The organism is Mesorhizobium sp. NPDC059025, assembly GCF_042739655.1.
GTDB lineage: Bacteria > Pseudomonadota > Alphaproteobacteria > Rhizobiales > Rhizobiaceae > Mesorhizobium.
Window position 1 is genome coordinate 1 of record NZ_JBHYIM010000013.1, and the last position, 19,908, is coordinate 19,908.

Sequence of the window (19,908 nt, forward strand, 5' to 3'; positions counted from 1 at the left end):
TGCCCGGCCTGCCCTCCAAGCCATCCTCGGAGAAGATCTTCCTCAACGATCAGGGACAGATCGAGGGACTGTTCTAACAGGAAAGGCAGTAGGGCAGTCGAAAACGACCTGCCCTACTGCCCTATTCTCTTGCTTAAGCCGCGATCAACTCGCGCGCCTTGAGGATTTCGACGCAGGCATGGGCCGCTTCGCGGCCTTTGACCTTGAAATGCTCGAAGAAGAAGCGGTGATGCTCGGCGCCGTCGTGGAAATTGTGTGGCGTCAGCACCGCTGACAGCACCGGTACGCCGGTCCCGAGTTGGACATTCATCATGCCGTCCAGCACGGCCTGCGCCACGAATTCGTGGCGATAGATGCCGCCGTTCACGACGAAGGCAACGCCAAGCACCACTGCATGGCGGCCTGCCTGGGCAAGCGTCTTGGCATGCAGCGGAATTTCATAGGCGCCCGGCACATCGAAGACGTCGACGACCAGATTACCTCCGCTCAACGCCTCGATTTCCTTGGTAAAGCTTTCGACGCATTGGTCGACAATATCGGCATGCCAGCGTGCGCGAATGACGGCGACGCGGCGGGTTTCGAACTGTTTCTGGGATTGCTGATTCATGGGTCCTTCCTTCCGTTTCGAACCAGAATCAGGACGCACGACACGGAAAAGCGGCAGCTTGCGCCACCGTTGACCCGCTCGTTCTCTTCCATCCGGACTGTAACCGTCGGCTCCGGAATCGCACCGGATCTGCTGACCTTTCCGGCAAGCCGGAAAGCGCTCGCGGGCTTGAGCCGAAGCTCTTACCGCCGGTGGGGACTTTCACCCCGCCCTGAGAACATTAACGACGCTAGTAACGCGGCCCATGGCTTGCCTGTCAACCCGCAGGAACAATGATTTCAGCGAACTGGCCGAGCAGAATTGCCGACGACGGTGGCTCCGGCGGGCACGTCCCGGGTCACCACTGAACCGGCACCGACGATGGCGTTGTCGCCGATCGTCAGGCCACCCAGGATGATGGCTCCGCCGCCGATCCAGGCGTTCTCGCCGATCGTAACCGGGCGGCCGATTTCCAGGCCGGCGCGCCGTTCTGCAGCCCCCTTGTGATGTTCAGGGCAATAGATCTGCACATGCGGACCAAGCATGGTCGCGCTGCCGATGCGCACCGGCGCGGTATCGAGAATGGTGCAGGAAGCATTCAGGAAGACGCCATCGCCGAGGAAGATGTTGAAACCATAGGCGCAATGAAACGGCGCTTCGATGCGCGCGCGCTCACCTGCCAGTCCCAAAAGCGCACGCAGAGCAGGCGCAATGTCGCCGCGCTGCCGGGGCGGCAGCGAATTGTGCTCGAAAATCGCTTCGCTGGCTGCGAGACGCAATACATCAAGCTCCGGGTCGACACAGTTGTACCACTCACCGGAGGCCATCTTCTGCAATTCGCTTTTTATCATTGCCGGTCTCCGGAATGCTCGCCGCATCGCGATCAGCGCGGTTGCGAACGCGTTCGTCCGATACCGCAGCCATGGTCAAATACCAGTCATATGATAGGTTGCTCATGTGGCCGCTGCTGGTCAATCGAGGGGGTTAAGATGCTTTTTCTGCTTGCTCTGCTGATCGGCGTCGTCGCCGGCTTGAGAACCATGATGGCGCCCGCCGCGGTCGCCTGGGGCGCCTATCTTGGCTGGCTGCCGGTGGCTGGTACCTGGGCAAGCTTCACGGGCCACTGGATCACGGTCGCCATTTTCTCAGCCCTCGCCGTTGTCGAGCTGATCGCCGACCAGCTTCCGTCCACGCCAAGCCGCAAGGTGCCGCAGCAATTCGGTGCACGACTGGTTGGTGGCGCTTTCGCGGGTGCCGTCATTGGGACGACCGGAGGAGCACTGATTGGTGGACTGATCGCCGGTGCCATCGGCGCCGTCATCGGGACGTATGGCGGCGCCGCGCTGCGCGCCAAAATGGCCGCAGCCTTCGGACGCGACCTCCCGGCCGCCCTGGTCGAGGATGTGATTGCCATCGTTGGCGCGCTACTGATCGTGATGGCCGTCGCATGAGCACCACGGCCAGGACATTCGATGCCATCATCATCGGCTGTGGCCAGGCCGGCCCCTCCCTGGCGGGCCGCCTGAGCGCAGCCGGCATGACGGTCGCCCTGGTCGAGCGCAAGCTGGTTGGTGGCACCTGCGTCAACACCGGTTGCATGCCGACCAAGGCGATGGTCGCCAGTGCCTATGCCGCGCACCTCGCACGTCGCGCCGCCGACTATGGCGTAACGCTTTCCGGTCCTGTCGGCGTCGATATGAAGGCGATCAAGGCACGCAAGGACAAGGTGTCCAGCGACGCCCGCAAGGGATTGGAAGATTGGATTGCAGCCATGCCCGGCTGCACGCTGTTCCGTGGCCATGCCCGCTTCGAGGATCAACACACCGTTCGCGTCGGCGATGACCTGCTCACGGCAGACAGGATCTTCCTCAATGTCGGCGGCCGCGCCTCGGTGCCGGACCTGCCTGGCATCGCCGACATCTCATTCCTCACCAACTCCTCGATCATGAACCTCGACGTGTTGCCTAGGCATCTCGTGGTCGTCGGCGGCAGCTATATCTCGCTGGAATTCGCGCAGATGTTCCGCCGCTTCGGCTCCGAGGTCACCGTCATTGAAAGAGCCCCTCGCCTGATTGGCCGGGAAGACGAGGATGTTTCCAGCACGATCCTGTCCATGTTCGAGAAGGAAGGGATCACCGTGCATCTCGGCGCGGAGGACATCTCGTTCGCAAGCCAGGGCGACCAGACTGCCGTCACCTTTGCGCAGGGCAAGCCGCCAGTGATCGCTTCGCATGTGCTGCTGGCGCTTGGCCGTGTTCCAAACACCGACGACCTTGGTCTCGACAAGGCCGGCGTCACGGTCGACAAGCGCGGCTTCGTCGAGGTCGATGACCAGCTGCATACCAGCGTGCCTCACATCTGGGCGATGGGCGACTGCAACGGCAAGGGCGCCTTCACGCATACTTCCTACAACGACTACGAAATCGTTGCCGCAAACCTGCTCGACAACGATCAACGCAAGATCAGCGACCGGATCGAGGCCTATGCGCTCTATACCGACCCGCCACTCGGCCGCGCCGGCATGACCGAAACGGCCGTTCGGAAATCCGGTCGCCGCGCTCTGGTTGGCCAGCGCCCGATGACCAGGGTCGGCCGGGCGGTGGAAAAGGGCGAGACGCAAGGGTTCATGAAAATCCTCGTCGATGCCGACAGCGGTGAAATCCTTGGCTGTTCCGTGCTGGGGCCAGGCGGCGACGAAGCCGTGCACTGCGTGCTTGACCTGATGTACGCCAGAGCCCCGGTGAAGACGCTGCAACGGGCCGTGCACATCCATCCCAACGTCTCCGAACTGCTGCCGACGATTGCGCAGGAACTCAAGCCGCTCGTCTGATCTGCGACGTCGGCTCATCCCTGCGCTCATCGTCCGCAACGCTGGACCACTCGACACACGCCCGCTTGCACGGCAGAACGGCATTCACCAGAGCGTCTCCGTTTTTCTTGGAAACGTCGAAACGCTCCGATTTTTGTTTTGATGCGATTCCGGACGCGCACTTTTTGCTGGAATTGCTCCAGGCGGAGAAGAGCATGGAAAAGACGACAGAGCGGCTGGCCGGCGACAGCGAAGGCGTTGCCTATGAGTTTCCGGTCTACCGTTTCAAGGGAAGCGACCCCAAAGCGCCAACCGCCTATCTGCAGGCGGCGTTGCATGCCGGCGAGCTGCCCGGCATGGTTGCCATCGACGCGTTGATGCCGTTGCTCGCCAAAGCTGAGGTTGAAGGACGCATCAAGGGCTCACTCACTGTCGTGCCATGGGCCAATCCGGTCGGTCGCGCCCAATATGTCTTCGGCGAGCTGGAAGGCCGTTTCCACCTGCCGAATCGCGTCAATTTCAACCGCGACTTCCCCCTGATCGACAGGCCCGATGTCTCGCTGCTGCCGCAGGAAGAGGACTTGCCGACGATCGACCAGCGCCTGAAGGCGCGGCTGCTGAAGCTGTCGGTCGGGCACGACATCGTGCTCGACCTGCATTGCGACGACGAAAGCACTGCCTATCTCTATGTGCCTGCGGTGTTGTGGCCGGCGATGCAGGACTGCGCTGCGGCCATGGGCGTCGAAGCCGTACTGCTGTGGGAAGGTGAAAGCGGTGCCGCGTTTGAGGAAGCGTCTCTGCAACCGCACCTTGCAAGCGGCAAGGAAAAGCTCGGGAGCCTCGTCGTCACCACCGTCGAGTATCGCGGCGTTTCCGACGTCGACGGGGCAACGGCTGAGGCCGACGCCGCGGGCCTCTACAGGCTGCTCGTCGCACGCGGCGTCATCGCCGACACCACTGTGCCGAAGCCCGGCCGCTTCGAAGGCGTTGTCGCGCCGCTCGAGAACATCGACATGATGCCCGCTCCCAGGGCCAGCGCTGTGCTTTATGACGTGAAGCCCGGCGACTGGGTCAAGAAGGGTGACAAGCTGGCCACCATCGTGCACACGCCAGGCGAAGCCGGCGGCCGCGCCGAGATCTTCGCACCTCAGGATGGCTATATCCTGACCCGCCGCTCGCACCGTGTCACGCGCAAGGGAGATGATCTCGTCAAGCTGGTGGGCAGCAAGCGCAGCGACGATGCCCGCGCCGGAGCGCTTGAAGCATGACCGCAAGGTCCGGCCTGTGCTGCAGGCTCAGGCCAGGTGGTGTTGCGGCTTGAATTCCGTCATGTCGTTGAAGGTGCAGAACGCCGGTACCTCGAGTTCAAGCACCTCTACTTCCGTCAGGAGGTTTCGCGTCAGTTCAGCCAACACCGGCGGATAGGTGGCTTCGGCCCCTGTCGGCAGCCATGCCTTCAGATAGGCCAGCGTGATGTGGAAGGTATAGCTGTCATGATCGGGATGGCTGTAGCCGAAAGGCACGGTCAGCCGGTCACGCAATGAGCGAATGCTCTGTTCGTCAGCGAGCGTGGCGCCGGTCACGACCACTCCAAGCGGAGTGACCTCGACGGGCCGCATGCGAAATTCCGATGCTTTGGGAAAGGCTTTCAGCCGGTCAAGAAAGAAGGCCGTGGTCTCGTCGATCGGAGCCTCGCAAGAGAGCTCCTGCGGCCAGTAGGCCAGCTTGCGCCGGCCTTCGATCGTGCCTTGGAAGACGGTCATGTGCAGGCTTGAAACCGGCGTATAGGCAAAGCGGTCGCCGTAGGGCAGTGCCTTCAGCGCCTCGCGCACACGCACCAATGCTTGCTGCGTTGCCGAACCATCGACGACATGGCTGACGATGGTGTTTCCCGGCTGCGGCAAGAATATGCCATCCGCATCGAAGCGACGGTTGAGATAGTGAGGAGGCTCGCTCCTGCCTATTTCGGTGAATGTCTCGGCAAAGGCATCGTTTCGTTCGTAAGCCACGGCTGCTCCAGGGGAAGGATGTTGCAGCAGCTCTGTAGGTTTCCGGCTTGAAGGCAGTGTGACACCAGGCCGTCAGCAGGCTATTCGGCGGGAGAGATGGATGCCACCCGTCCCGGAAAACGCCACCCCAGACGCACACCCAATGTCGCCGACGCGATCATCACCATGCCGACCGCCTGTGGTAGCCCGATCGGATGATCATAGATCGCCCAGTCGATGAGAATGGCGACCACGGGATAGATGAAGGTCAGCACGCCGATGACCGGCGTCGAAAGGCGCGGATAGGCCGAAAACATCATCACATAGGCGATTCCGGTGTGCAGCACGCCAATGCCGATCAACCATGCCCAGGACGCGACCTGGATGTTCTCCGAGAAATTCGCCAGGGGAGCCAGCATGAGGGCTCCCACCACGGTCTGGCACAATACCGTCACCTCCGGACGCTGTTCGCCGAGCCCCTTGGCGAGAACCGTCACGACCGCGTAGAGCAGCGCGCCGCCGAGCGCCATGAGGATGCCCACGGTCCAGCTCGCGGTGATCACCGTGTTCGAAGCGACAAGACCGCTCGCCAGCACGACACCGACAAAGGCCAGAACCATCCAGACGATCTGGTCGGCGCTGACCCGCTCCTTGAGGAAAACGACACCGATCAGCACCACGAAGAATGGCTGGATGTGATAGATGATCGTCATGACGGCGATCGAGGTCCGGGCAAAGCCCGCAAAGAAGACGACCCAGCTCAGCACCATGCAGACGCCGCAGATCGCCGCGCGCAGCAGGCGCGCCCTTGAGAGGCGAGGATCCGGCAGATAGCCGCGCAGCAGGCACCATGCACCCAGGAACAGGGTGGCGAAAACGCAGCGCCAGAACACGGTGGTGATGGGATCAACTCCAGCCTCCGTGACAAAGGCGCCGACCGTGCCGGCGATCATCATCGCAACCGCCAGGCTCAGGGCAGGAAATCGACTCGTCGGCATGTCGGTCATGTGGATTGATCCGCATCGAATGGACGAGCAGCAAGCCATTGCATTTGCATTCATGCAAACGAATAGATTTGGTGAAAGCTATTCGTTATACTGATAGCACTATGGCCCTGCCCCTCGACCTCGATCTGCTGAAAACCTTCGTCGCCATTGCCGAGAGCGGTAGCTTCTCCAATGCCGCCCCGCGTGTCGGACGCAGCCAGTCCGCTGTCAGCATGCAGATGCAGCGGCTCGAGCAGACGATTGGAAAGCCGCTGCTGATCCGTACTCCGCGCGCGGTCACGCCGAATGCCGCCGGTGAGGAATTCCTGGTCTATGCCAGGCGGTTGCTGAAGCTCTCGGATGAAGCCCTGGCCAGCGTCACCCGCCCGGAGGAAGCGGGCAGTGTCCGTCTCGGCGTCCCGGACGACTATGCCGCCTATCTGCTGCCACCGGTTTTGTCACGGTTCTCCGCCGCCCATCCGCTGGTGACGGTGGAGCTTGTCTGCGAGCAATCGACAGCTTTGGTGAAGACGCTGGAGGAAGGTCGTCTGGATCTCGCAATCATCACCCGGCTGCCGGACCAGGCGCTCGAGGTGCTGCGGCTGGAGCGCTGTGTCTGGGTTGCTTCGCCAAATCACGTCGCCTGGGAAAAGGATCCTTTGCCGGTTGCCCTGTTCGAGCCCGGCTGTGCTGCCCGTGTGAACATGTTGCAGGTGCTGTCCAGCATAGACCGCACCTTTCACTGCACCTATTCCAGCGCCAGCCTGCTCGGCCTCGTCGCTGTCGTTCAGGCCGGTTTGGCCGTTGCCGGACTGGCACAATTGAGTGTGCCGCCTTCCCTGCGCATCATCGGTGAGAACGAGGGCCTGCCGCCGCTTCCCGACCTGGAAGTCGGCATCATGCGCAATCCGATGTCGACCACGCCCGCGGTCGAACGGCTGAACGAATTCCTCCGCCGCGACCTGACAGAGAAACCTCAGCCCGGTTGAACCTTTGCTTTCGCGATAGATCGCCTCTGTCCTGCTGCCGCTGACAGATGTTGCCCGCGCACCACATGGCAAAACAATCTGCTCTGCGGCGTCCACGGGCCATATCGTGGTCATGTTGAGATGAAGAAGAAAGCGCGGCTTTCAGCCCACATTCAATATCCATAAAAGGCAACAAACCAGAAATGACTATCCTATCGATGCTTCGGCGGTGCTTGCCGGGCATTGCGGTTCTGCCGCTCATGATCGCCGCCGGATGCTCACAGACCGTCCAGGCCAATACGAAGACCGCCGCTGTCTTTCCACCGATACCGGCCGTTGCCGCGGCTCCAGCCTTGGCTCCGGCAAAAATCGAGCCCGCATCCTATCAGGGCAAGGACGCCGGGAGGTATGCGGCCATCGACGACGGCGGCTACAGCCTGCCGGCCATCGACACGGGCAAGGTCGACCCCAAGTTCCTGCGCCAGCTTGTCGATGATCCGACGGGAGAACCAGCCGGATCGATCGTTGTCGATACGCGACAGAACTTCCTCTATCTGGTCCAGCCCAACGGCAAGGCCATGCGCTATGGCGTCGGACTCGGCAAGCAAGGTCACGCCTGGAAAGGGCGCGCGATCGTGCAATGGAAGCGCAAATGGCCAACCTGGACACCGCCGGCGTCCATGATCCGCCGTGACCAGAAGCTGGAAAAATGGCGGCAGGGAATGCAGCCTGGTGTGACCAACCCGCTGGGCGCGCGTGCGCTGTACATTTTCAAGGACGGCAAGGACACGCTCTACCGCATCCACGGATCGCCACAGTGGCGCTCCATCGGCAAGTCGGCTTCCGCAGGCTGCGTGCGCATGTTCAACCAGGACGTTATCGATCTTTACGACCGCGTTTCCGGGAAAGCTCCGCTGCTCGTCATGTGAACCTGGGTCCCTTGCCAGGATCGCCGTCGGCTAGCGGACGAACGCTTTCCCGACCTTGGCGAACAATTCCAGATCGGCGACCGAATCCTTCAGCGTGGTCTTGGCGGCAGCGCCATTGGCCACGCAGTCATGGAAGGCGTCGAGTTCGATGCGGAATGGATCTTCGTAGCTTGGACCGAACGTTTCGGTACGCGTTTCCGTGTCGGTGGAATCGATGATCTCGAGACGCGAAGGCAGGTTGCGGATATAGGGCGTGTCGTAGTTGACGCGGTACTGCTGCCGGTCGGTCATAATGTCGATTCCCGCGTCGAAGCGGGCCACGTTGTGGATCAGCGCCTCGTAGACGGCCGTGAAATGCCCGTAGTCGAACAGGACCGAAATCGCCTCGCCGCGATGCTGGCGCGCCGCATGGACCCCCTTCGGTGCCCCGAGCAATTCGCGCATGGCCGAAAAGCTGTGCGACGACAGTCCAGTCAGCACCTGGTAGGCCCGCAGTTGCTCGCGCGAGGCCTCAGCTCCCATGACCGAGCGCAACAGGCGCTCGGTCTCGACACGTCCTTCATCGATGATCGTCTGCGGCACGTCCTTCGGATAAAAGACGTTGTGTGTCTGGCGGATGAAGAATGGCCCTTCGCAGATGATGTCGCGCACGCGGGCATGCAGCACACTGTCCACCGACGGCATGCGCTTCTTCAGTTCCAGGAAAGGCCGTGAAAAGCGGCGCATGTAACCAACGAAGATCGTTTTCCTGTACGCTTCGGCACGCGGCAGCAGCGGCGTCAGTTCATCGGCTGTCAGGCAGACCGGCTTCTCGATGAAGACATGCTTGCCGGCGTCCATCGCCTGGGCAAGCAGGCGGCCATGGATATGATCGGGCGTCAGGATGAAGACGGCATCCAGATTGGCATCCGCCAACAGGTCTTCGGCATTCAGGTAACGCCTGGGGACGCCATAGCGTTCGCCAATGTGTTCGACAAGTGATGGCGCGACATCCATCACCGCTTCGATGCGATAGCGACGGTCGTCCGCCAGAAGCGGCAGGTGCATGAGCTGGGCGACTTCGCCGAGACCTATAAGGCCGACGCGGATGTCCATGATGGTCTCCAAAAATGCTAGGGACGACTAGCGATTCCCGTGCTAGATGACATGTCCCTTTGATTTATTCAACTGAGTGGATTTAGGTGAATACGTGAAACTCCGGAATGCCGGGCTTGGCAAGAACAGCGAGTTCACCAAGCGTCTCAACCGACAGATGGTGCTGGATCTGCTGCGTCGTGAACCCACGCAAAGCCGGGCCGATCTGGCGCGACTGACGCGGCTCAGCCCGCAATCGCTTTCCAACATGATCGACGATCTGCAACGGGCTGGCCTGATCGAAGCATCGGGCAAGATCTACGGCGGCAAGGGACAACCGCCGACCAACTACCGCATCGCGGCCGACCGCGGTTACGGCATCGGCCTGCACGTTGACCGCGACTTCATACGCGCTGCCCTGGTAGACTTCGATTTCGTTCAACGGTTCGGCATGCGTCGGCCTTTGACCGCTCGCAGCGTCGACGGCGTAAAAGATATCCTGACCGATATGATCAATGAATTGATCGCGGCAGCTGCGGTTCCGGTCGATCGCATCTGGGGGATCGGCATCGCCTCCCCGCGACTTCGCGATGCCCATGTACTGGACGCTCCAAGCCTCGAAGGGTCGTTCTGGAGCGAACTGCACAGCTATGAGATCGATCGGCGCCTTGCCGAAGAGAGGGACATGGCCGTTATCGTCGAGAACGACGCCAACGCCGGCGCCTTGGCTGAATTGACCTTTGGCAAAGGTCGCTCCGTCCGCAACTTCTGCTACCTGCTGCTCGGCCACGGCCTCGGCGCCGGTCTTGTGCATGACGGCGGACTGTTTCGTGGCGGCTGGTCCAACGCCGGTGAAATCGGTCGCATCCTCGTCCCGCACAACGGCAAGACCGTCTATCTGGAGCAGATCGTCTCGGTGGAATATCTGCTCGACGTGATCGGTGCCAGCGGCAGTACTCGCGATAGCGAGACAGGATTTGCCCGTCTGGTTGAAGCGGGCAACACGAAGATCGAGACGTGGCTCGCCGAAGCCGCGCCACACTTGCGCTGGCTGGTCGGCACCTTGGAGAACATGCTTGATCCTGAAACGATCATCCTGGGCAGCGATTTGCCGGAATGGCTGCTCGACAGGCTCCTGGAGAAAGTCGCTCCTCTGGCCCACACCATTGCGTCGCGTGACGACCGTAGCGCGCCGAGGTTGCAGAAAGGGCTGCTCGACCGCGACATGATCGCGCTTGGCGCCGCGACGATGCCGTTGCTGGCGACGCTGGAGGCGCAGCCCGCCGCGAAATGGAACATCGCCGGCGAAATCGTCGACGTGTTCCACGAACTTGATTGATCCTGGCTGCTTCATCCCTTGACGGCGCCGGCTGTCAGTCCGCTGACGATGCGGCGCTGGAAGATCAGCACCAGGACAAGTAGCGGCAAGGTGACGATGATCGACGCAGCCATCACCGGGCCGAACGGATATTCATAGCGGCTGTTGCCGGAGATCAGGCCGATCGCCACCGGCACGGTGCGGTTCTCGTCGCTCAGGATGAAGGTGAGAGCGAAAAGGAACTCGTTCCAGGCCAGGATGAAGGCGAGCAGTCCGGTGCTCGCCAGCGCGGGCCCCATCAGCGGCAGCAGGATCCTGGTCAGGATACGCCAGTGCGAACACCCATCCATGATCGCGGCCTCTTCAAGTTCACGCGGAAACTCCCGCATGAAGGACGTGAGCACCCACACGGTGAACGGAACCGTGAAGATCAGGTAGGCGAGGACCAGCGAACCGACCCGGTTATAGAGGCCGAACCAGCGGACCAGCTCGAACATGCCCGACATCACCGCGATCTGCGGAAAGATCGAGACCACCAGGATCGCCATCAGCATGGCCTGCCGGCCCGTGAAATTGAGCCGGCCAAGCGCATACGCAGCCGCCACCGCTAGAACCAGAGAGATGATCGTTGTCGAGCCCGCGACGATCAGCGAATTGATGATCGAGCCGACAAAGACCGGATCGACAAGCAAGGCCTTGTAGTGGACCAGGTCGAAGTTCGGCACCAGGCTGGAGCTCAGAAGCTGCGAGCCCGAGCGGAAGGACGAAACGATCGCCCAATAATAAGGGAACAGCGTGTAGGCGAGCACGAACAGGCTCAGCATGACGAGACCGGCCGAGCGTGCACGCCGTTGCCAGCGATAGCGGAAGGAGGCGGATCGGCGTCGCCCGGCGGCAACTGTGTTGACCATGACTATCTCCCTGCCGCGCGATCTAGCCGCAGCGCGCCGATGATAAGAATCGCGACCAGCGCGATAACAAAGAACACCCAGGTGGAAGCGGCCGAACCCAGCCCCGTTTCCTGGAAGGAGATCAGCTGATTGCGTGCATAGATCGAGATCGTTTGTGTGCGCTCGCCATTGCCGGCCAGAATATAGGCCAGGTCGAACATGCGCATGGCGTCGAGCGCGCGGAACAGCACCGCCACGCCGATAGCCGGTTTCAGCAGCGGCAAGGTGATTGACCAGAAGCGCTTCCACCAAGGAACACCGTCAACCAGCGCCGCTTCCCGCACCTCTTCCGGTATGACCTGAAGTCCCGCCAGGATCAGGAGTACCATGAAGGGCGTGGTGATCCAGACGTCGACGAAGATGACGACGCCCATCACCAGGGACGGCGTTGCCGTCCATGCAACGCCATGATCGATGAAACCGAGACCGATCAGCAGGTTGTTGAGGATGCCGAACTGATCATGCAGCATCCATTCCCATATCTTGGCCGACACGACCACCGGGATCGACCAGGGGATCAGGATGGCGGCCCGCAAGACACCACGTCCGGGCAATGCCTCGTTGAGCAGCAGCGCGATACCCAAACCGAGCAGCGTCTCCAGCGTCACCGACACGACCGAGAAAACAAGCGTGTTCGCGACCGCTCGCCACCATTGCTCGTCGGTAGCGATATCGATGAAATTCTGCAGACCGACGAAACCGTAGACCGATGGATCGTCGAGCGTGGCGTCGGTGAAGGAAAAAAACAGCGTCCGCGCGAGCGGCCAGAAGGCGACAAGCGCGAGCGCGGCAAGCGCAGGCGCCAGGAACATCCAGGCCGCGCGCGTCTCTCCCCGCTGCAGGAGGTTTGGACGGCTCATGCTGCAACCTGCACGGCGTGTTCCACTTCAAGCCGTCGTCCCTCGGCATCGAACACAAAAAGCGCATTGTCTGGCCAGGTAAGCCCGATCCTGTCACCGCGCGCGAGGTCGGCATGGCTGGCCAAACGTACGGTCCAGATCACATCATCGGCGATGCGTACATAGGCGAGGTGTTCATGGCCAAGGTCTTCGGCACGCAGCAATTCACCTGAAATCCGGGCAACCTGACCGCCATCCGCAACTGCCAGGGCCTCCGGCCTGCAGCCGATCGAAGCCGGCGTCGACGCCCCCAGCGGAATAGTGAGATCCAGCCCGCCCGCGCCGTTCAGACGCCAGCCATTATCCGTCCTCGTCGCCCCCACCTGCAGGAAGTTCATGCGCGGCGAGCCTATGAAGCCGGCAACAAAACGGTTCGCCGGCCGACGATAGAGTTCGTGCGGCGTACCGACCTGTTCGATGCGTCCTTCGTTCAGCACGACAATCCTGTCGGCCAGCGTCATCGCCTCGACCTGATCATGGGTCACATAGACCATCGTGGTCTTGATATCCTCGTGCAGCCGGGCGATCTCGACACGCATCTCCGCGCGCAGGTCGGTGTCCAGATTGGACAGCGGTTCGTCGAACAGAAACACTTTCGGCTGGCGCACGAGGGCTCGACCGATGGCAACGCGCTGCCGCTGGCCGCCCGAGAGTTCGCGCGGCAGCCTTTCCAGCAGGTGACCGATCTTGAGCACGGCAGCCACCTGTTCGACCTTGGCACGGATCGCCGCCCGCCCAATCCCGCTGGTCTCGAGCGCGAAACCGATGTTGCGGGCAATCGTCATATGTGGATAGAGCGCGTAGGACTGGAAGACGAACGCTATGCCACGCTTGGAGGCCGGCACTTCGGTCATGTCCTCGCCATCGATATCGATATCGCCGCCGGATACAGGCACGAGCCCCGCGATCAACCGCAACAGGGTGGATTTGCCGCAGCCCGAAGGACCCACAAAAACGACGAATTCACCCTCCGCGATTTCCAGATCGACATTGCGGATGATATCGACCGCCCCGAAGCTCTTGGATACGGATCTGAGGCTGATGGACGTCATTGTTCAATCTCTCTCCAACTTCTCGCGCGCATGCAGCGCAGCTGCGCCAATCACCCCCGCGGCAGACCCGAGCGCACTGGCGAGCACCGGCAAGTCTCGACATTGTTTGGCCCAGACATAGGCAGGGACTTTCGATCGCAACCGGTCGAAATAAGCTTGCGCGGTCCCCAGCCCGCCTCCGACGACAACGCCATGCGGATCGATCATGTTGATCATCTGGCCAAGATAGCTGGCCAGTGTCGTCGTTGCTTCGTCGAGCAGTTGCGCGCCTTGCGCACCAGCCCGTCCCTCGACGATATCGCGTGCCGTCGCACTTCCGCAGGTTCGCGCCTTGTAGACGCGCGCCATGCCCAGGCCGGATGCGAAGGACTCCAGGAGGAAATCTGTCCGCTTGCCGGAAACTTCGTCGAAGGCCACCAATTCGCTCGAGGCGAAATGGATGGCAAAGCCATTGGCGCCACGCTGGATACGTCCATCGCTGCACCCGGCGAAACTCAGGCCCGTTCCGACCGAAACAAAGACGAAGCTCGGCAGTGTCTTGCCATGGCCGAAGTGGAGTTCCGCGAGCGCCGCGACCCGTACGTCGCTGTCGACGGCGATCGGACCGTAGCTTGAAAGGGCACCAGCGATGTCGCTCCGACTCCAATCCGCGATCCAGCCGCTGGCGGGAGCACCGTTGAGATCGACCAATTCCGGCAGACCAAGCCCCAGGCCAACAGTCGCGATGCCCTTGGCCAGAGCGGAACGATGCATCCGGCCAGCAATGTCATTGGCCGCTGCCAGGATCGCGTCGGCGCCTAGCCCGCGCGGCGTCGGGAGTTCGGCCTGGTCGATCAAAGCGCCAACGGCCAGATCGACCAGGCCGCCGGCGATCTTGGTGCCGCCTATGTCAATACCGATAGCTGCTTGCATCAGGCTCTGGCCGCCACCTTGTCTGCCAGGATCTCGCCTCCGCGGCAGGAGGCGATCACCGTAGCCGGCCAGTCGGCATCGTATTCCTCGGCACGAACCAGATGGCCGAAGGCAAGATGCTTGCCTTCCCCCCATACGATCATCACCGCGGACTTCGAGAGCCGTTCGATGGTGTCGATACCAACCGTGACACCGAAACTGGGCACCTCGTCGAGCGACCGAAAATCCGGGAAGGTCTTCATGTTGTCGCGACGTGTCTCCTCGGCCAGGGACACGATACGCGTGCGGCTCGTGCGCTTGCTGCCGCGCGGATTGAACGCGACATGGCCGTCGCTGGCACCCGATGCCAGGATGAAAAGATCGATGCCGCCTGCCGCGGCAATCCTGTCGTCATAGGCGGCAGGATCCCTCGGATCCGGGAACCAGACCTGAGTGGACGGGATGCGGAAAGCTTTCGGCAAGCCGCCATTCAGCACCCCGATGATTTCCTCGTCCGCAAAGCGCCGGCAGGAGAAATGGCTGTCGCGGGGAACATGGTCCAGACCCCATGCCGTCTCGACGAGATAATCATCCATCATGACGATGGTGACATGGCTGATATCCTGGGGCTTTTCGCCCAGCAGCCGTCCCATCGCCAGATAGGCCGGGCGGGGCGAGCGTCCGCCTGGACAACCAAGCAGGAAATGACGGTCCGCGGAGCGTGCTTCGGCGATCATGCCCAGCAACCGACGGGCGAAGACTTCGCCAAGCGTTTCGGCGTCGTCAAAGATCTGAGGCTCTATCGCGCTCATGCCAGCAACTCCTCAAGGTAGATACGATTGCGGGCGGCGAGCGCCTCGGGTGTTTCGGCGGCGTTTTCGCTTGGATCCTGTTCGACAATGCAAGGACCCGAGTACCTTTGCTCCTTGAGCAAGGCGATCACGGCTGCGATGTCGACCACACCGTCCGGCAAGGGGCACATGACGCCGGCGGCGAAGGATTCGTTGGGCCCGAATTCACCGGCCAGCACACGCGCCCGTACCTTCGCGTCGACGTTCTTGAGGTGCATGAAGCCGATCCGACTCCAGACCTTGCGCATATACGCGACGGGATCCTGATCCCAGAATGCGTGATGGCCCGTGTCGAAACACAGATCGACATCCGTTTCATCGAGCAGGCGATCGATCTGCGCTTCGCGCTCAACGCAGGTCCCGACATGCGGGTGAAACGTGAGCTTGACGCCATAGGTCCCGCCCAGGTGACGCTGGGCGTCGCGAACATGCGCGATCATGGTTCGCCAGCCGGCCTCATCGACGACGCCCGGCTTGTCGGCCGGATACCATTCGCTTTCATCCATCAGGATCAGATTGGGCGCATCCAGTCTGGACAGGATTGAGCCGATGCCGTCGAGCGTTTCTCTCAATGCTGGCCACGAGCCAGGCTCGGCCAGCACGTGCACATGCGCCGCACCGGCGAGCGTCAGGCTACGGGCCGCCAGCGCGTCCCCCAGTTGCCCAGGATCGGTCGGCATGAAGCCGAGCGGACCGAGTTCGGTTGCGCGATAGCCGGCGCGGGCCACCGCGTCGAGATATTCGTCAGCGGTAATGCTGTTGCCGGTGGGATAGAAGACGCCCCATGAACAGGGCGCGTTGCCGATTTGCATGCTGGTCTCTTGCTGGTTGGAAAAGGTTTGCCGGCGCGCAGGGAGGAGCGCGCCGGCTTCACGCGGCCTGTGTCACCACTTGCCGCGTTTCTTGATGGTCTCGAGATCGGCGGCCAGCGCCTTCAGCGCGACCTCCGGCTGCTCCTCTCCGGCAAGCACGCCATGCACCGCCTTGTAGAAGGCCTGCGAAACGCGGTTATAGCCTGAGCCGGTCACCGCCGATGGTCGGGCGACACTGTCGGCGAAAGCCGTCTGCGCATCCTTGAGGAAAGGTAGCGCCTTCAGCACGTCGGAATCGTCGTAGAGTGAGGCGATGGTCGGGTTGTACGCCCCCTCTATGGCCCGGCGCTTCTGTTCGGCTTTGCCCGCCATGAAACGCAGGAGGCTGACCGCCGCGTCCTTGTGCTGCGTGTACTTTGAGATGCCGAGATGGGCGGTGCCCATGCAGCCGCTCGACTTCGCGCCATCCTTGCCCACAGGCAGAGCCGTTACGCCGACCTTGCCGACCAGCGGCTGGTCCTTGCCTTGCGACGTTCCCCACACATACGCCCAGTTGCGCAGGAACACGGCATTGCCGGCCTCGAAGACGCCGCGCGAAGATTCTTCGTCATAGTTCAGGACACCTTGCGGGCTGATCGTGTTGACCCAGCCATGCGCCTGCTTCAGCGCGGCTGCGGCATCGGCGTTGTCGATGGTTATGTTGCCCTTGTCGTCGACGATGCTGCCGCCGCCGAAACTGCCGACCCATTCGATGGCGTCACAGGTCAGCCCCTCGTAGGACTTGCCCTGCCAGGCGAAGCCCCACATGTCTTTGTTGCCGGCGGCACGCTCGCCATCCTGCACGGCCTTGGCTGTTGCGGTCAGCTCAGCCCAGGTCTTCGGTACCGGCTTCTTGTATTTCTCCAGCAGATCCTTGCGATAGAACATCAGTCCGGTATCGGTGTACCAGGGCTGAGCCACGAATTTGCCATTGACCGTGCCGGCAGCGACCGTCGAAGGGAAATTGGCCGCGATGTCTTCCTTGGGCAGCGCTTCCGACAGATCGAGCAGGTGGTTCTGCAGCAGGCCGATCCAGACGACATCGAGCAGCAGCACGTCGGCATCCTGTGACTGCGCCGAAAGCAACTGCTGGTAGAGCGGCAACGCCTCGTCCCAGGCGGCCGGCATCTTGTTGATCTTGACCTCGTTGCCGGTCTGCTTGGCCCAGTCCTCCGCCCCCTTCTTGCACAGCTCGTATTCGGCACCCGATGACGAACAGAACAGCGACACCGTCTCTGCCCAGGCGGGCGCGGTGGCAAACAGCGAAACCGCGAGCGTAGCGGCACTCCAAAGACGCTTCATGAACATTCTCCTCCCAACCCCTTCTGGCGACCGTCCTCTCACGGCAGACCGACAGTAAATCCAGTCAGTGGATTTATCAAGGCTTAATCCACTGACTGGATTTAAATGGCTGTTGGCGGAAAATGGCGCACCTTGTGCGCCATCACGTCCATCTCCAGGGAGGAGTCCGTGAAAACCCCGGCAAACCCCAGATTCCGGTGTTGTTATTGACGGTTCGCCCAGGCTCGCATCGCCGCCGGCAGCCAGGCACCGAAGCCTTTTGCAAGCGCTTCGTAGCGGGCAAGGAAGTCGGCATGCGCCTCATAGAGGTCAGCCAGCTTCGCATAGGCGTCCGGCGTGCAAGGCTTGTCCCATGCCCCGGCAACCCAGTTGCGGTGCCGCTCGATCAAGGGATCGAGCGCGCATGCTTGCGGAGGCATGCCTCCCCGCATGGCTTCGACCAACGCGCCTTCGATCGGCTTGAGGTCTTGCATCACGCCGGCCATGTCGGGAGACGCCATCGACTGTGCCTCGACTTTGCTCGCTTCGATCTCGAAGCCCGAACGCACTCGCCATAGCGCTCAACCAGCCAGACCTCGTATTCAGCCTGTTTTTGCGGCGAAACCACACCGCTGTAGAGGTCCCTATCCTTCATCGCCTTTTCTCCTTTCAGCTTGGCGATGGTGCGATCGATGGTTTTCAGCATCCGCCGGTAGCGTCTCGCTTCGATTTCCAGCCTGTCGCGCTGCTTGACGAGCGTTTCAAGCCTGTCGAAAGCAGGATCATCGAGCACGGCGCCGATTTCGCCGAGCGACAAGCCAAGCTCGCGATGGATGAGTATCTGCTGCAGCCGCAGCAACTCCTCCTCGCCATAGTAGCGATAGCGATTGTCACCGACGCGCGAGGGCCTAAGCAGCCCGATCTCATCGTAATGATGCAATGCGCGTACCGAAATGCCTGCAAGTTCCGCCAGTTCGCTAACCGTGTAGGTTTTCATCGACCACACCTCGTGACCCGGCTCAGATACGCTCTTACGTCGCGTGAGGGTCAAGCGCGCAAATCCGGTTGCGCAGAGGATAGCACCGGGCAGCAATGCTCCGGCCGAGGAGAGTTCACGGATCGAGATCGGCCCAAGGAGCTACGGATGCGTCTCGTCGAGGTTGACTCGGCCTCTCCGGACATGTTCCCGCAACCCGACGTGGACAACAGAGCACATGCACAAATAGCTGCCGGGCTTACGTATCCCCCGACTTGTCGCTCCGTTCGAACCTGACCGCATCCCAAGCCTTGATCCGGTCCCGCGTCGCATCCCAGTCCCGCTCGGAAATGCTTGCAACCATGGCATCAACAACTGCCAATGCGCCGGCATAGCTGTCCCATGCCGTCCTGTTTTCCGTCGGCAGGGCCACGACCTCGGCGGCATAGGCTGCGGCGGGCGACATCCACTTGTCCGTCACCAGTATGACGCTGGCCCCTGCCGACCGACGCACCTTGTCCGCCAGTTCGACCAGACGTTGCTGATAACGCCGGAAGTCGAAGATGATCAGCAGGTCGCGCGCGCGCATGCGCAGGATGTATTCAGGCCAGATTTCCGTGTCGGGCGGCAGGTGGAAAACATTGCGCCTGACCTGCCGCAGATGCCGCGAGAAATGCTGGGCGATGGCATCGCTGATACGGCCGCCGACGATGTAGACGGCGCGCTTGTCGTCTGCCACGAGATCGCAGATGCGCTCGAACTGGCTCTGTGTCAGGGATTCACCCACGGCTCGTACGGCTTCCGCGGTCAGATCCAGAAAGGACTGCAGGAAATCCGCGCCGCCGCTGGTCATGCGTTCATGCAGATCGACCGGAGAACGGTGCCCTTCCTTCAATTCACCGATCAGCCGACGCTGGAAATCCTGGTAGCCGTGACACCCGAGTTTCGTGACAAAGCGTGTGATCGAGGGAGCCGATACGCCGGTCTGCTCGGCCAATGTCTGGATCGTCTGCAACCCGGCGAACGGATAGTCGGACAGCAATGCCGCGGACAGCTTCCGCTCGGCAGGCGTGAGCGTTTCAGCAAGGCTGTCGATCTGTTGGCGTAGCTCCATGCCGCACCCTTCCATGTAGAAATTTTTTAGTCAATCGTGATTTCTTTATTGACATTGATGGAATTTTTTCATCATCCTTTGGAAAAAAGAATGGGAACTGAAATTGGAATTCAACTTGCCATCAGCACTGCGCGTATCGCGTGTTGAGGTCCCTTCGCCTAAGGGGATCGACAGCGCGGCGCAGTGTCTTCTTTTTGCTGGCGACAAGCACAACCTCCCGGGCTTTGCGGCCAACCATCGCCACCCCTCCTGCCCCGGCAGCCAACGTTCGGCATCAGGCTGCTCAAGGCGTCGGCACGGAAAATCGCGCACAGACGCAGCCCTTTCGACACTACCCCATCCGCATGCATGCGCCATCGTTCTCGCGCATGAATTGAACACCGTT

Annotated in this window: 21 protein-coding genes and 1 riboswitch; of the genes, 6 read left to right on the forward strand and 15 right to left on the reverse strand. The window is 61.6% G+C overall.

What is annotated here, in order from left to right; translation table 11 throughout:
* Positions 1-133 precede the first annotated feature (133 nt).
* Together ACFWYE_RS24950 and ACFWYE_RS24955 are read right to left on the reverse strand one after the other, a co-directional pair.
* Positions 134-607, reverse strand: coding sequence for a 6,7-dimethyl-8-ribityllumazine synthase (locus tag ACFWYE_RS24950; protein ID WP_379114914.1), 474 nt, complete (start codon positions 605-607; stop codon positions 134-136).
* A 76-nt stretch (positions 608-683) separates the two neighbouring features.
* Positions 684-830, reverse strand: a riboswitch (FMN riboswitch).
* A gap of 55 nt (positions 831-885) precedes the next feature.
* Positions 886-1,437: a sugar O-acetyltransferase gene (locus tag ACFWYE_RS24955; RefSeq protein ID WP_379114915.1), complete on the reverse strand. Its 552-nt coding sequence runs from the start codon at positions 1,435-1,437 to the stop codon at positions 886-888.
* A 138-nt stretch (positions 1,438-1,575) separates the two neighbouring features.
* On the opposite strand from ACFWYE_RS24955, the gene ACFWYE_RS24960 reads away from it, so the two are divergent.
* The 3 genes from ACFWYE_RS24960 to ACFWYE_RS24970 all read left to right on the forward strand — a co-directional run bounded on the left by ACFWYE_RS24960 (position 1,576) and on the right by ACFWYE_RS24970 (position 4,663).
* Positions 1,576-2,037: a DUF4126 domain-containing protein gene (locus tag ACFWYE_RS24960; protein ID WP_379114916.1), complete on the forward strand. Its 462-nt coding sequence runs from the start codon at positions 1,576-1,578 to the stop codon at positions 2,035-2,037.
* Complete coding sequence (locus ACFWYE_RS24965) at positions 2,034-3,416, forward strand: FAD-containing oxidoreductase (protein WP_379114917.1); 1,383 nt, start codon at positions 2,034-2,036, stop codon at positions 3,414-3,416. The genes ACFWYE_RS24960 and ACFWYE_RS24965 overlap by 4 nt, the downstream gene beginning before the upstream one ends.
* A 194-nt stretch (positions 3,417-3,610) precedes the next feature.
* Positions 3,611-4,663, forward strand: coding sequence for a succinylglutamate desuccinylase/aspartoacylase family protein (locus ACFWYE_RS24970; protein WP_379114918.1), 1,053 nt, complete (start codon positions 3,611-3,613; stop codon positions 4,661-4,663).
* Between the two features lie 27 nt (positions 4,664-4,690).
* On the opposite strand, the gene ACFWYE_RS24975 is transcribed toward ACFWYE_RS24970, so the two are convergent.
* Both ACFWYE_RS24975 and ACFWYE_RS24980 read right to left on the reverse strand, forming a co-directional pair.
* Positions 4,691-5,404, reverse strand: a complete 714-nt coding sequence (locus tag ACFWYE_RS24975; RefSeq protein WP_379114919.1) for a DUF1868 domain-containing protein — start codon at positions 5,402-5,404, stop codon at positions 4,691-4,693.
* 80 nt (positions 5,405-5,484) lie between these two features.
* On the reverse strand, positions 5,485-6,390 hold the full coding sequence (locus ACFWYE_RS24980; RefSeq protein ID WP_379114920.1) for a DMT family transporter: 906 nt from the start codon (positions 6,388-6,390) through the stop codon (positions 5,485-5,487).
* Positions 6,391-6,491: 101 nt separating this feature from the next.
* Between ACFWYE_RS24980 and ACFWYE_RS24985 the strand changes: the two genes are divergently transcribed.
* Both ACFWYE_RS24985 and ACFWYE_RS24990 read left to right on the forward strand, forming a co-directional pair.
* Positions 6,492-7,358, forward strand: a complete 867-nt coding sequence (locus ACFWYE_RS24985; RefSeq protein WP_379067593.1) for a LysR substrate-binding domain-containing protein — start codon at positions 6,492-6,494, stop codon at positions 7,356-7,358.
* Between the two features lie 197 nt (positions 7,359-7,555).
* Positions 7,556-8,266, forward strand: a complete 711-nt coding sequence (locus ACFWYE_RS24990) for a L,D-transpeptidase (RefSeq protein WP_379114921.1) — start codon at positions 7,556-7,558, stop codon at positions 8,264-8,266.
* A 30-nt stretch (positions 8,267-8,296) separates the two neighbouring features.
* Here the strand turns inward: ACFWYE_RS24990 and ACFWYE_RS24995 are convergent, their stop codons facing one another.
* The gene (locus ACFWYE_RS24995; protein ID WP_379114922.1) at positions 8,297-9,361 is read right to left on the reverse strand and encodes a Gfo/Idh/MocA family protein; all 1,065 of its coding nucleotides are present in this window, start codon (positions 9,359-9,361) and stop codon (positions 8,297-8,299) included.
* A 94-nt stretch (positions 9,362-9,455) separates the two neighbouring features.
* On the opposite strand from ACFWYE_RS24995, the gene ACFWYE_RS25000 reads away from it, so the two are divergent.
* The gene (locus ACFWYE_RS25000; protein ID WP_379114923.1) at positions 9,456-10,679 is read left to right on the forward strand and encodes an ROK family protein; all 1,224 of its coding nucleotides are present in this window, start codon (positions 9,456-9,458) and stop codon (positions 10,677-10,679) included.
* 11 nt (positions 10,680-10,690) lie between these two features.
* On the opposite strand, the gene ACFWYE_RS25005 is transcribed toward ACFWYE_RS25000, so the two are convergent.
* The 10 genes from ACFWYE_RS25005 to ACFWYE_RS25050 all read right to left on the reverse strand — a co-directional run bounded on the left by ACFWYE_RS25005 (position 10,691) and on the right by ACFWYE_RS25050 (position 19,523).
* Positions 10,691-11,569, reverse strand: coding sequence for a carbohydrate ABC transporter permease (locus ACFWYE_RS25005; RefSeq protein ID WP_379114924.1), 879 nt, complete (start codon positions 11,567-11,569; stop codon positions 10,691-10,693).
* A gap of 2 nt (positions 11,570-11,571) precedes the next feature.
* On the reverse strand, positions 11,572-12,468 hold the full coding sequence (locus ACFWYE_RS25010) for a carbohydrate ABC transporter permease (RefSeq protein ID WP_379067583.1): 897 nt from the start codon (positions 12,466-12,468) through the stop codon (positions 11,572-11,574).
* Complete coding sequence (locus ACFWYE_RS25015) at positions 12,465-13,559, reverse strand: ABC transporter ATP-binding protein (RefSeq protein WP_379114925.1); 1,095 nt, start codon at positions 13,557-13,559, stop codon at positions 12,465-12,467. Before ACFWYE_RS25015 ends, ACFWYE_RS25010 begins: the two co-directional genes overlap by 4 nt.
* Before the next feature lie 3 nt (positions 13,560-13,562).
* Entirely contained in the window at positions 13,563-14,471 is a 909-nt protein-coding gene (locus ACFWYE_RS25020) for an ROK family protein (RefSeq protein ID WP_379114926.1), read from the reverse strand.
* The gene (locus tag ACFWYE_RS25025) at positions 14,471-15,262 is read right to left on the reverse strand and encodes a 6-phosphogluconolactonase (RefSeq protein ID WP_379114927.1); all 792 of its coding nucleotides are present in this window, start codon (positions 15,260-15,262) and stop codon (positions 14,471-14,473) included. The genes ACFWYE_RS25020 and ACFWYE_RS25025 overlap by 1 nt, the downstream gene beginning before the upstream one ends.
* A complete protein-coding gene (locus ACFWYE_RS25030) occupies positions 15,259-16,113 on the reverse strand; it encodes a sugar phosphate isomerase/epimerase family protein (protein ID WP_379114928.1) in 855 nt (284 codons plus the stop codon). Before ACFWYE_RS25030 ends, ACFWYE_RS25025 begins: the two co-directional genes overlap by 4 nt.
* 72 nt (positions 16,114-16,185) lie before the next feature.
* The gene (locus ACFWYE_RS25035; RefSeq protein WP_379114929.1) at positions 16,186-17,460 is read right to left on the reverse strand and encodes an ABC transporter substrate-binding protein; all 1,275 of its coding nucleotides are present in this window, start codon (positions 17,458-17,460) and stop codon (positions 16,186-16,188) included.
* 197 nt (positions 17,461-17,657) lie between these two features.
* Positions 17,658-17,954 (reverse strand): TipAS antibiotic-recognition domain-containing protein, encoded by a 297-nt coding sequence (locus tag ACFWYE_RS25040; protein ID WP_379114930.1) that lies wholly within the window; start codon positions 17,952-17,954, stop codon positions 17,658-17,660.
* Positions 17,927-18,430: a MerR family transcriptional regulator gene (locus tag ACFWYE_RS25045; RefSeq protein ID WP_379114931.1), complete on the reverse strand. Its 504-nt coding sequence runs from the start codon at positions 18,428-18,430 to the stop codon at positions 17,927-17,929. The genes ACFWYE_RS25040 and ACFWYE_RS25045 overlap by 28 nt, the downstream gene beginning before the upstream one ends.
* Positions 18,431-18,668: 238 nt before the next feature.
* Positions 18,669-19,523, reverse strand: coding sequence for a MurR/RpiR family transcriptional regulator (locus ACFWYE_RS25050; protein ID WP_379114932.1), 855 nt, complete (start codon positions 19,521-19,523; stop codon positions 18,669-18,671).
* Positions 19,524-19,908: the final 385 nt, after the last annotated feature.